This is a genomic window from Brevibacillus reuszeri, assembly GCF_002897295.1.
Classification (GTDB): domain Bacteria; phylum Bacillota; class Bacilli; order Brevibacillales; family Brevibacillaceae; genus Brevibacillus; species Brevibacillus reuszeri_A.
This window is the reverse complement of record NZ_BEXF01000050.1, coordinates 1-11678: the sequence shown is the minus strand read 5'-3', so window position 1 is coordinate 11678 and position 11678 is coordinate 1. Positions and strand designations below refer to the sequence as shown.

Annotated in this window: 12 protein-coding genes; 6 read left to right on the top strand and 6 right to left on the bottom strand. The window is 48.1% G+C overall.

What is annotated here, in order from left to right:
• Nucleotides 1-189, top strand: a 189-nt coding sequence (locus C3B52_RS37655) for a hypothetical protein (RefSeq protein ID WP_235615956.1), incomplete at its 5' end; no start/stop codon positions are given.
• A gap of 166 nt (nucleotides 190-355) precedes the next feature.
• On the opposite strand, the gene C3B52_RS34525 is transcribed toward C3B52_RS37655, so the two are convergent.
• The 3 genes from C3B52_RS34525 to C3B52_RS34510 all read right to left on the bottom strand — a co-directional run bounded on the left by C3B52_RS34525 (nucleotide 356) and on the right by C3B52_RS34510 (nucleotide 4346).
• Nucleotides 356-1141 carry a 3-hydroxybutyrate dehydrogenase gene (locus tag C3B52_RS34525; RefSeq protein WP_103110865.1) on the bottom strand — a complete coding sequence of 262 codons (786 nt, stop codon included), beginning with the start codon at nucleotides 1139-1141 and terminating at the stop codon, nucleotides 356-358.
• 56 nt (nucleotides 1142-1197) lie between these two features.
• Nucleotides 1198-2583, bottom strand: coding sequence for a GntP family permease (locus C3B52_RS34520; protein ID WP_103110864.1), 1386 nt, complete (start codon nucleotides 2581-2583; stop codon nucleotides 1198-1200).
• 386 nt (nucleotides 2584-2969) lie between these two features.
• Complete coding sequence (locus tag C3B52_RS34510; protein WP_103110862.1) at nucleotides 2970-4346, bottom strand: sigma-54 interaction domain-containing protein; 1377 nt, start codon at nucleotides 4344-4346, stop codon at nucleotides 2970-2972.
• Nucleotides 4347-4515: 169 nt separating this feature from the next.
• Between C3B52_RS34510 and C3B52_RS34505 the strand changes: the two genes are divergently transcribed.
• Complete coding sequence (locus C3B52_RS34505; protein ID WP_103110861.1) at nucleotides 4516-5247, top strand: SDR family NAD(P)-dependent oxidoreductase; 732 nt, start codon at nucleotides 4516-4518, stop codon at nucleotides 5245-5247.
• On the opposite strand, the gene C3B52_RS34500 is transcribed toward C3B52_RS34505, so the two are convergent.
• From C3B52_RS34500 to C3B52_RS37980, 3 genes are all read right to left on the bottom strand, one after another.
• Nucleotides 5240-5620 carry an MmcQ/YjbR family DNA-binding protein gene (locus tag C3B52_RS34500; RefSeq protein ID WP_103110860.1) on the bottom strand — a complete coding sequence of 127 codons (381 nt, stop codon included), beginning with the start codon at nucleotides 5618-5620 and terminating at the stop codon, nucleotides 5240-5242. The two genes, C3B52_RS34505 and C3B52_RS34500, sit on opposite strands and share 8 nt — an antisense overlap.
• A 34-nt stretch (nucleotides 5621-5654) precedes the next feature.
• Nucleotides 5655-6881, bottom strand: coding sequence for an MFS transporter (locus C3B52_RS34495; protein ID WP_103110859.1), 1227 nt, complete (start codon nucleotides 6879-6881; stop codon nucleotides 5655-5657).
• A 141-nt stretch (nucleotides 6882-7022) separates the two neighbouring features.
• Complete coding sequence (locus C3B52_RS37980) at nucleotides 7023-7154, bottom strand: hypothetical protein (RefSeq protein ID WP_268811927.1); 132 nt, start codon at nucleotides 7152-7154, stop codon at nucleotides 7023-7025.
• A gap of 87 nt (nucleotides 7155-7241) precedes the next feature.
• On the opposite strand from C3B52_RS37980, the gene C3B52_RS34490 reads away from it, so the two are divergent.
• The 4 genes from C3B52_RS34490 (at nucleotide 7242) to C3B52_RS34475 (ending at nucleotide 11534) form a co-directional block, all read left to right on the top strand.
• Entirely contained in the window at nucleotides 7242-7931 is a 690-nt protein-coding gene (locus C3B52_RS34490; RefSeq protein WP_103110858.1) for a response regulator transcription factor, read from the top strand.
• Nucleotides 7931-9358 carry a sensor histidine kinase gene (locus C3B52_RS34485; protein ID WP_103110857.1) on the top strand — a complete coding sequence of 476 codons (1428 nt, stop codon included), beginning with the start codon at nucleotides 7931-7933 and terminating at the stop codon, nucleotides 9356-9358. Before C3B52_RS34490 ends, C3B52_RS34485 begins: the two co-directional genes overlap by 1 nt.
• A gap of 84 nt (nucleotides 9359-9442) precedes the next feature.
• Nucleotides 9443-10516 carry a PD40 domain-containing protein gene (locus C3B52_RS34480; protein WP_103110856.1) on the top strand — a complete coding sequence of 358 codons (1074 nt, stop codon included), beginning with the start codon at nucleotides 9443-9445 and terminating at the stop codon, nucleotides 10514-10516.
• Nucleotides 10517-10532: 16 nt separating this feature from the next.
• Nucleotides 10533-11534: a hypothetical protein gene (locus C3B52_RS34475; RefSeq protein ID WP_103110855.1), complete on the top strand. Its 1002-nt coding sequence runs from the start codon at nucleotides 10533-10535 to the stop codon at nucleotides 11532-11534.
• Nucleotides 11535-11678: the final 144 nt, after the last annotated feature.

The following is an 11678-nucleotide window of genomic DNA, read 5'->3' as shown; positions in this document are numbered from 1 at the left end:
GCCGCCAGCGTTCGTCCTGAGCCAGGATCAAACTCTCCAATAAAGTTTGTTACTGGTTCAAAGCTGGCAAATCATTTAATGATAGACTCATTAACGCTTTCGCTGTTCAGTTTTCAAAGAGCATTTTTTGTCGAACGTTTCACATCTTATCACGTTCGTTCTGTACGAGTCAAGAGTTTTTTTCGATGAATCTTGTTTTCTTTTCTCGTATTTTGTCGTCGCTTGTTGGCGACAAGGAATAATCTATCACATCCAAAAACGAAATACAATACCTTTTTAATAGTTTTTTAAAAAAAGTAGATTCCCTGAAAAAAAGAGCCCCCGATTAAAGGGGCTCTAGCTACGATCATCGTTATTACTGCGCTGTATAGCCTCCATCAATGACAACACCTTGGCCAGTTATGCCTTGTGCTTTTTTACTGGCTAAAAAAGCTGCATAGTCTGCTACTTCCTGTACATTCAGTAACCGCTTTTGCGGCACCAGAGGATAAATAACTTCCTCCATGACCTTCTCCAAAGGTACATTTCTCGTCTTGGCCAAATCCGACAGCTGATTTTGTACCAGAGGGGTATCCACATATCCTGGGCAAATCGCATTGACCGTGATTCCATGTGCCGCTCCCTCCAAGGCAGCAACCTTGGTCAGACCGATGACCCCGTGCTTGGCACTATTGTAGGCAGCCTTGCCAGCAAAACCAATCAAACCATTGATGGATGCCATATTAAGCACACGTCCAAATCCTTGCTGCTTCATAATTGGGAACGCATGCTTGATTGCCACAAAAGGAGCTGTGAGCATAATACTGATCATTTGCTCAAACTTTGCCGTAGGAAAATCCTCGATGGGCGAGACGAACTGAAGCCCGGCATTGTTCACCAAAATATCGAGCCTTCCAAAAATCTTTACTACTTGTTCCAGACTCTCCTTGACTTGCTCCTCGTTAGTGACATCACAGGCAAAGCTGACAGCCTCATGCCCCTCATTTTGCAAACGCAAGGCTGCAGCATCAGCCGCTTCTCTGTTGAGGTCCACTATCATGACTTTGGCGCCCTCTTCTGCAAAGGTCCGGGCGATCTCCAGCCCGATTCCGCTTGCTGCTCCAGTTATGAGCGCCACTTGCTGCTCCAGTAATTTCTTCATATACCGATCTCCTCTCCTGCTGCCCTCTATCTATAGTCACTCACTGCTGCGTCTCGTTACACAAAGATGGATACTGCAAAAGCCAAAATGAACACCGCCAATGTTTTGACCACCGTAATGGCAAAAATGTCCTTGTACGATTGGCGATGAGTAAGGCCAGTGATGGCAAGCAACGTGATTACAGCTCCGTTATGCGGGAGCGTATCCATTCCGCCGGAGGCCATCGATGCAATCCGGTGCAAAAGCTCAGGACTGATTCCCACAGCATTTGCCATTTCGAGATATTGCTTGCCCATTACCTCCAGCGCGATGGACAACCCGCCAGAAGCGGAGCCTGTCACCCCAGCCAAAACGTTAACTGCAACGGCCTCAGAAACAAGCGGATGATCGCTTGCACCCAAAATCCATCCTTGGATCACTTTAAATCCAGGCAGTGTTTTGACAACGTTTCCAAAACCAACCTCAGAAGCAGTATTAAAAATTGCAAGCAATGCCCCCATCGCTGCTGCTGTCAATCCGCTTGCCAGCTTTGCTTGTACCTGGCGAACATTAATCAAAATCGCAGCTATGATCCCCAAGCTCAATGCAATGATCAAAGCCCAGGAAGAAACGACATTTTTTACCTTTTCAATCTTAAACGACTCTTTTAGCATGGTTGGATCATACCAGGCTTCTACGGTCCAAATCCCCCGGCTAAACATGTAGTTCCCAATCAACACGATCGCCAATGGAAGAATCGCGAGCCAAATGTTCATATACGATTGTTGTTGCACCAGCTCAGGCTCATTGGTATGCCCCTCGCCATAGCCCTCGCCAGCAGCTGCTGCCTGCTTGCGTCTGCGTTCCAGCCACAGCATTCCACCAGCAAATACCATGATCGCTCCTATAATCCCCACAACAGGAGCAGCATAAGCATCCGTACCGAAATACGTAGTCGGAATAATATTTTGAATTTGCGGTGTGCCCGGTAGAGCATCCATCGTAAACGTAAACGCACCGAGCGCAATCGTCCCTGGAATCAAACGCTTCGGAATGTTCGCTTCACGGAAAATAGCAGAGGCGAACGGATAAACAGCAAACGCTACAACGAACAAAGAAACACCGCCATAGGTCAATATGGCACAGGCGAGGACGACAGCCAGTATGGCACGATTCGAGCCAAGCGCCCTTACGATCGAGTGAGCAATCGAGGAAGCTGCTCCACTCAGCTCCATGACTTTTCCGAAAATCGCACCCAGTAAGAAGATAGGGAAAAATGATTTCACGTAATTGGCTGCGTTGGTCATGAATGTTTCTGTATAGCTGGGCAGCAGGGCTAAACCTGACAAAACAACAGCCAGCAATGTAAAAATAGGAGCAAAAACGATAACAGGATAGCCTCGGTACGCAAAGAACATCAAAAGCCCGAGCGAAAGAATAATGGATAACACTTCAATGATCATAGGATTCTCCTTTCAATTTGCCCTCCGTCACCGCGGAAAGAAATCGCTTTCATATCCAGTTAATAGCATGTTCCGTGCCAGAGCATTATGGATCGGGAGAATGCCCCTCGTGCATAGGTTTGGTAAAGGGACTGCCTCTTTTGACTACCTTATCCCCTAGGTGACATTCCAGAAATCCGGAAAAATACGTCCAGTTTTATGGAATCTAGCAAAATAACCGGAAATAAACCGCTTTTTTACAACCCCGAAACGTTCCCGACAGTCAAACAAGACGCTTGTTAACCCGATTCCAGAAGTTTGGAACCTAGCAAAAAAACTCTTACCAACCTTCCGAATGAACGAAAAAATCCGAATTTCTGGCCCTTCGCCAAATCTCCGGATTTCATTCATACTCGTTGATCCAATTGATACTTCTCCCATTTATCATAAAAGCTCGATTTACTGATTCGCAGTAGCTTTGCTGCCTCCTGCTTGTTCCCGCCAGATTCGCGCATCGCCTGAAGAATGGCTTCCCGTTCAGTCTTCTCCAGCATTTCCTTCAATGGTAAGACTGGTGTGTATGTACCAAAAGCGTGACCCTCCTCGCTTGCAGGCAGCCAGATGTGCTCTTTTTTCAACACATCGTCTTCAACCAGATGCAGGGCTCGCTCCAATACATTGCGAAGCTCACGTACATTACCTGGCCACGAGTAGCTCTTCAGTACGCCCCACACCTCATCGTCAATCGCCTTGACGGTGACCCCCGTCGCTTCCACAAGCTGATTCAACAAATTGGAAACCAGCTCCGGTAAATCCTCTAGCCTCTCTCGCAGCGGCGGGATCGACAAGGATACGACATTCAGGCGATAGTACAAATCTGCCCGAAACTTGCCTTCCTTGATGCTTGCCAGCATGTCTTGATTGGTAGAAGCAATCACACGCACATCAATCGGCGTCGTGCGAACAGCCCCGACACGCTCCACTTCCTTTTCCTGAAGAACACGCAAGAGCTTGGCCTGCAAGGGCAGTGGCATATCTCCGATTTCATCCAGCAAGATCGTCCCGTGATTTGCCAATTCAAACTTTCCTTTTTTTCCGCGGCGAACAGCTCCGGTAAAAGCCCCCTCTTCGTAACCGAACAGCTCTGATTCCAGTAACGAGTCAGGGATGGCGGCACAGTTCACCCGAATAAACGGCCCCATTTTCCGTTTGCTTTCAGCGTGAATGGCGTGGGCAAACAGCTCTTTGCCGGTTCCACTCTCTCCAGTAATCAGCACAGTCGAATCACTCTTAGCTACTTTTTGCGAAAAACGCTTTAGCTCCTGCAGCTTTTGACTGTACCCGACAATCTGGTCAAAATGATAGGTCGCTCCCATCCGCCGACGCAGTTCTTTTTTATAGTAAATCAATTCGTCCTTGAGCTGGTCGACCATAGCGGCAAGGGAAGTCAGCTCCTGGACATCCTGGAACAAGACGGTTCCGAGCACAGCGATCACTTTTCCTTCATCCATAATTGGTATGCGGTGGGCAATCATATTCCGCCCCTTGATTTGCTGGATGTCCGCAATTTCTGCTATGCCCGCCTTCCCTACTATGTGCATACGCGTGTTCTCTATCACTTCGGTCACTGGTTGGCCAATAACATTTTGTACATTCAAAAACTTTCGGTAGCTCCTGTTTAGAAGCAGGATTTTCCCTTCTGTATCCGTGACAATCATCGGCTCATGAGCGTTTTCAAAGACGACTTCTAGCAGCTTGCTAATTTGTTGAATATTAAAATCCACAACGGCTCCCTCTCTTTGAAAAACGTTGGTAGTGCCAAGCGATGGTCGAATGCCTTTTGTCAAACTAATGGTAGATGATCTATGCAAAAAATGATAGCGGTTACGATTCACGAAATATTGCCACAACAAAAGCCGTATGATCTACTTAATAAAGAAAGGAGGATTGAAAATGCTGCAAAATACAACGATTATCGTAACGGGTGCTGCTTCCGGCATCGGGGCGGGGATCACTCGTGAGTGCCTGAAGGAAGGGGCCACTGTTATTGCGTGTGACATAGACATCGCAGGACTCGAAGCTATGCACAGCTCACTTCCCGACTCTCCTCTGTACATTCACCAAGTCGATGTTTCCAGCTACGATCAGGTTCAAGAGTTGTTTACCTTTATTCACACATCTGGTCTGCACCCTACAGGTCTTGTCAACAATGCAGGCATTTATTTGGGGAAAAGCTTGCTTTCCTATGAACTACACGAAATTGACCGTGTGCTTGCGATCAATATAAAAGGCTATGTATACTTCTCCAAGCTGTTTAGCGCCCTGTTGCTCGAGCAAAAGCAATCCGGCTCCATCGTCAATATGGCTTCGGTCTCCGGACAGGAAGGCAGCTCAGATGCTGTTTATGGCTTGTCCAAAGCGGCGATTCTGGGGCTGACCAAGAGCTGCGCCATGAATTTTTCTCCTTTCATTCGGGTGAATGCCGTCTGTCCTACTCTTGTAGACACCCCGATGATGGATCAGGTGCCCGCATGGAGAAAAACAGAGTATCAGGAGCATGGCCTCATTAAAGAACCCGTTACCGCGCAAGACGTCGCACATACAGTGACCTTCCTTTTGTCAGCAAAAGCCAAGCACTACACCGGAGCTTCATTTGATCTGAACAACGGCTGTTATCTCAGATAGAATCGATAAGCTTCGCCAGCCTTTTGGGGGCCGTACGCAGGTAACCCTCCAGCAGATAGTCCTCGATTTCCTTCCAGTCCGTAATGTCTTTCCCGCGGATAGAAGTCCAGCCATGCTGACCGATATACGGTGTCTTGTAAAATCGGTCCTGCTGCACGAGGGTCTCCTGTGTAAGCTTCAGCGTTTTGAGGGAGAGAGAGGGGCCTTCTGGACCACCCTCTCCCAGCATGACGAACGGCTTGTCATTGACTCGAAACGATGTATGACCAAAGGCGTCCACCTGCTCATTCACCTCAGGCAGACGCATTGCCAGCTTTCTGACGGCATCCACCAGCGCCAGCCCTTCCTTTGACGAAATCCGCTCATGTCCCATCCAGCCATTCCTCCTTTTCATCCTGCGAAAAACCTTATGATCCTATTTGTTCACTAGCTTGTGCGCTCTTTCCTTCTTTCATCCGATAAAGCGGCAGGATGAACAGCATACCGCCAATAAACAAGATAGCTGCCACTTCGTAGATCGTAACGAGCGACACGTGTTTTTTAAGTACCCCTGCCACACTCATCATGATCACCATCGAGCCTGTAAACAGCGGTGTCAGGATTCCGTTTACCCGTCCAAGGAACGTGCTTTCGGTATGCTTCATGAGCATCGTATTGATCCCAATCTGAATACAGGGCAGCAAAAGTCCGGCAATGAACTGGGCAACGAGTGTCAGCCATAGATGTGTGGAGATTCCCAAGATGGCAAAGGCAAGGGCATTTCCAAACAAACCGGCCATCAGCAGCCTTTGGGGAGAAAACTTCTTGGCAACGGCCATGGTCACGCCTCCACCTAAAATCATTCCCACCCCTTGAACCATCAGGAGCCATTGCAAGCTTTCTTTTGGCAATTGCAAGCGTTCTGTTACGAGAAAAATACCAAGCGGCTGGATCAAGCCGATCGCCAGACCTGCCGCCATAAAACAGAAGCCGATCAACGTCAATACCCGATTGGACAAGACATAGCGAACACCACTTGCCATTTCATCCAAAAGACCTGTCGATTTACTTTCCGTTTCCTCCACTCGATCAGGTGGCAAAAATGCCAGAACTGCTGCCGCTAGCAAGAACGCAACGGCCGTAATGATCATCGACACTTCCATGCCCCATTGCTGGAACACAAACGTCCCCATGATTGGACCCAAAACCATAAAAATAGCGAATAACGTCTGATACGCCGACATCCCAGCTTGAATCTGATCCGCGGGCACATGTAGTTTGAACAGCTTCATACCGGATGGCTGAGAAAACTGCGACAAAATGGCAGATATCAGTGTGGCAAAAAAGACTGCTTTCCACGTTCCGAGCATAAAGGTCGAAAGTACAGCTACAACCGATAACGCACTTAGGATTTCACACCACACCATCGTTCGTTTCGGTCGCCAGCGATCCGCAAACGTACCTGCTAAAAACGAAAAGAGAAAGATAGGGGCGTATTCCGCCACTGATATCATCGAAACCGCAAAGGCATCTCCACCGGTATGCTCCATCACGTAGAGCAGAATGGCGAAATTGCGGACCCATATCCCGATTTGTACCATTAATCCTGAAAGCAGGATCGCTCGCACGTAACGATTTTGAAAAACTCCAGACATAAAAAAGCCTCCTCATCCTTTATTTCTGGACAGGAGGCATTACATATCAACACAAAGATAGAGAACCCAAATACACATTCAGGTACTACCATCTATTCGCCAATATGCACATACTAATCCTATCCAGAAAAATGCATCGTCTTATCCGATTGCTTTTTTGGGAATAGGAATTAGTGTTTCATTGGCTTGATGGTCACCCTTCCGTGTTAGAATGTTCCAAGAATACCATAAAGCGAGGCTCACGACAACAAAAATATCTTTACCAGTTGTCACGATTTGTTCCTCCTTCTTAGGCGTGGTATCGTACTAACCAAACCGCAAGCACTATTTCAATAAACATAGAAGAGGGAGGGAGAAGCTTTGGAGTATAGAGTACTTGTCGCAGACGATGAACAAGCCATTTCGAGTGCGATTGCGTACGCACTTATGCGTGAAGGCTTTCAGGTAGAGACAGCCGCAGACGGTGAAGAGGCTTTGCAAAAAACAGCTTCTTTTCACCCCCATGCCCTCGTATTGGATGTCATGATGCCAAAGCTGACAGGATACGAAGTTTGTCGCAAGCTGGAAAATCGCAAGGATATCGGGATTCTGCTTCTTACCGTAAAAAACGACATTGTCGATAAGCTTGTCGGTCTCGAATTGGGAGCCGATGACTATATGACCAAACCGTTCGATTTGCGCGAGGTCGTCGCCAGAGTCAAGGCACTGTGCCGGCGTCTGGAGAAAAACGCTGCATCCGCTGAGCAAGCAAATACAATCCATCTGGGGGCACTGACTCTGCATCTAGAGCAGCGAGCCGTTTTGCTTCATGACGAGCCAATCAGCTTGACGCCGAAGGAATTTGATTTGCTGGCGCTGCTGCTTACTCACTTAAAGCGCGTGTATACAAGAGAAGAGCTTCTTGATCTTGTTTGGGGGATGGATTACGAAGGAGGTACACGAACAGTCGACATTCATATCCAGCGCCTTCGTGCAAAGCTGGGTTCTGAGTATCAGCATTTGCTACAAACCGTATACGGTATTGGCTATAAAGCGGTAGGAGATTTGTAATGCGGGTCAGCCTGAAATGGAAGTTCACCCTGTTTCTTTCCGGACTGTTACTGTTCACGGTTGCAGTTTTGAGTACCCTGATCCTGCAAGGAGTGGCTCGTTATCAACGTGAGCAGATGGAGGACTCACTCGCGCAAATGGTCAAAGCCGCACAAACTCGCATCACCGGACAGTACGTGACCGGTACGCGTATCCCGCCCCAAACCTTCATGAGTGTGGAGGGGCAAAAGCTCGCGATTGAAGTGGGAGCTGCCAGCGGGACACGTGTCCTTTTGTACGGAATGGATGGGATTGTTGTGGGAGACTCCCTGTCGATGGCAGCAAAAGCGGATGTTAATGATGCTCTGACGTTTGCCTTACAAAATAAAATCGCCTATTTGACAGAGGGTGATACGCTGCATTATCTAGCCCCGCTTCAAGGTCCTGATGGTCAAATCGCCGTGATTCAATTCGACTCCTCCCTGCTTGCCCAAAACAGCTTTTTTCAACAGCTTTTGCGTCTGTTTGTGTATACAGGCATCGGCGTGCTGCTCATCAGCTTTTTGTTTGGATTCTTCTACATGAACCGTCAGGCAACCGCCATCAGTCGACTTAAACAAGAAACTGAACGCATCCGAGTGGGCCAGTATTTGAAGTCACCTGGCCTTTTGCGCAAAGATGAATTGGGCGATCTGAGCTCCGGGATTTATGAAATGAGTCAAGCGATAAAAGCGAATATCCAGACCCAAAAGCAATTCTTCGACAATATAAGCCATGAGTTCAAGACCCCGTTAACCGCTATTAAAGCAAACGCCGATCTTCTGCACATGTATGGAGACGACCTCTCCCTCGTCCGGGAATCGAGCGCAGCAATCGCAAGTGAATCAGCTCGCCTGCATGAGCTGGTGGAGACTGCCCTCCAGCTATCTGCTCAGGAAAAGTACTCTTTGGAAAGTCGGCCAGAGGTGATATGGATCGATCAATTGCTGGAAGAGTTGTCTGGGCGGGTGAAAGCTAAGGCAGAAAAAGCAGGAATTACGCTCCACAAAAATCTGACTCCCGCGGCAATTTGGGCCGACAAGGACAGCCTGATTCACATCTTCCTCAACCTGATGGACGATGCGATCAAATACAATAAGCCACATGGAGAGGTTATCATCTCGAATCGAATCGCCGCTGCCCATATCGAAATCCTGATCCAGGATACAGGAATCGGCATCCCAGCTGATGAGCGAGCACGTATATTCGAGCCTTTTTACACCGTTCATCCTGACAGAGCCAGACAGACAGGTGGAACAGGTCTGGGCTTGGCATTGGTTCAGCAATTTGTCGAAAAACAGCAAGGCACGATCAGAGTCGAGGATGGCCCGAACGGACAAGGCTCTACCTTTATCGTGACTTTTCGTGCATACACTCCGAAATCATCGAATGATTGTTTACAAGTTTGAAACATCCAGAAATCTTGTCGAAATACTGAGGCTGTAGGATAGGACTCAAGCACGAAGGCAAGCAGAAAGGAGGCATTCGCTCACATGCAAGCACAGCGACCGTGTCTTTGGCAAATCATCGTCATAGCCGGCTTATTGACGATGCTCATTTGCTTCATGACGGGCTGCGATCACACACCCGGGCGGAAAATGACCGTCATCGACCCACCTACTGACAAGCATCCAGATACCCTTGCATTGGAGCGAATTGATCTACTGGATGAAATGTTTGCCCTCGCTTGGCTTTCAGAGGAAGAACTGTTGTACCAGACAAACCCATTTACGACTGAGCATTTGCAGATTCGCAACCTCAAAACTGGAGCCAGTCAAGCTACCGCCATGAGGGCTGAGCGCTCAGCAGTGGTATCACCGGATCGCAAGCACGTGTTTCTTTTATCCGATCTTCAGGCTGGCATCACTGATCTCAACAGTGGTCAAGTTATTTCCCTACCTACCTCGGATGATCGCGTATCCTGGATTCTTCGAGATGCAGTCGGCACATGGGCAAATGATCAAGCCTATGTCTTGCCAATTGTAAAGGGAGACAACAAGTACAGCTTGCTTTATGTGCGAGTAGACGGAACAGCTACTCCAGTTTCCATCCCTAATGAAGATCAGCCGATCCAAAAAGTTATGATACATGGCGAGTCCATCTACTACCTGACCTTTGACCAGCAATTAAAGCTGCTTGATGAGCATGGGAATTATGCAAAACTGATCAGCCATCAGGTAGCGGACTTTGCCCTCTCGCCGGATGGCATCCGCATCGCGCTTGCGCTTGTATCAGGCAAGGATGAGGTCAGCCTGATTCTATCTGACGCACAGGGGCAGACGCAGAAATCGACCGGGGTGAAGGGTCGGCTTTTGCAGCAATTGTCCTGGTCCCCAGACGGACACTGGCTTGCTTTTGCCATCTTCAATCTGGCTCAGGGAATGACCGGACTGTATGTCATGGATACGCAAACTGGCAGCATGCTTCCCCTCTCCACTTTTCAGACATTGAAAAGCCCGATTGTCTGGAGCCCATCTGGCCAACAGCTATTAATCAGTCAACGTGATGAATCCTCACCTGACAGCAAAGCATTTTCGACGATTTATCGTTTCAAAACCTTACCTTAACGGAGTGACACGCACTATGAAACGCTTTAACCTAACCATGATCCCTTGTATCATTGCCCTTGCAATTGTAGCGGGTTGTGGAAATGCAAATGACAAACAGTTTACCGTAAAGCAGCCACCTGCTTCCGAGAACGGTGCTCAGCCTGCCTCCCCACCACCAGCAGAAAAACAAGAAGCAGACGTGGTTAAGCAATTTGAAGTATTGGCTGCGCAAGCGAAGGAAGCTCGCGAGCTAACCGCCTTTTTAGACCAGCACATGAGCACGGTAGACGAAAAAACGGCCGACCAGCTGTTTATCGGACTGGAGAATTTTTTAGAGGGACATTTGCCTGTGGTAAACGATAATTTCCACTCACTTCTGGCCCAACCAGCTGCGGCCGATATCATTCGCGGTCTTGAATATCCGTATGATTTTTCCAAGATCCAAAACGACGACAACCTCAAGCAATGGCTGATGGCCCAAGTGACAGGCAAGCTCAAGCTGATGGCTACCTTTGATATGGAATACTACTGGGATATTGATTATGAGGCACTCCAGGTGTATGCCCCTCATTTATCGGACGATCTGAAGGATTACCTCGTGATTCAGACAACTGAAATGAACAGTCCCTATGCAACAGATGGCAGCTTAAAAATCTCCCGCGATGAGCTGGGCACGCGCATGATCGAAGCTGAAAATTATTTGACCAAGCATCCAAACGGGCCAAAGACAGCAGCCATCATGCAGCTTTACAAAGACTATCTCAAGGCTTATCTCTCCAACTATCGCTATGATGCGATTGACGAAAACACCATGAAGCTTTTGCCAGAGGTCAAAGACAGCTACTCGGCTTTTGTGAAAAAGTACCCAAATGCAAAAACAAGCATGATTACCTCTGCCTACCTCGCAGAAATCGATAAAAACAAGGATGTGATCTTTGCCTTTGGAAAGCAAGGAGAAAGCATCATTGGCGACGCAAAGCCAAACATTTCACAGTTTTGGAATGAAATCAGCAGCCGGGTCGATCAATTGTTCTAGTCATGTTCCTTTTTGGGAATCGAGTAGGAGGGGGTGACTAACCCCCGACCTCTCACACCACCGTACGTACCGTTCGGTATACGGCGGTTCATCTAAGTTTGACGTAAAAGAAAATACCTATCCTTAAGACTCTTAAGACCTTCG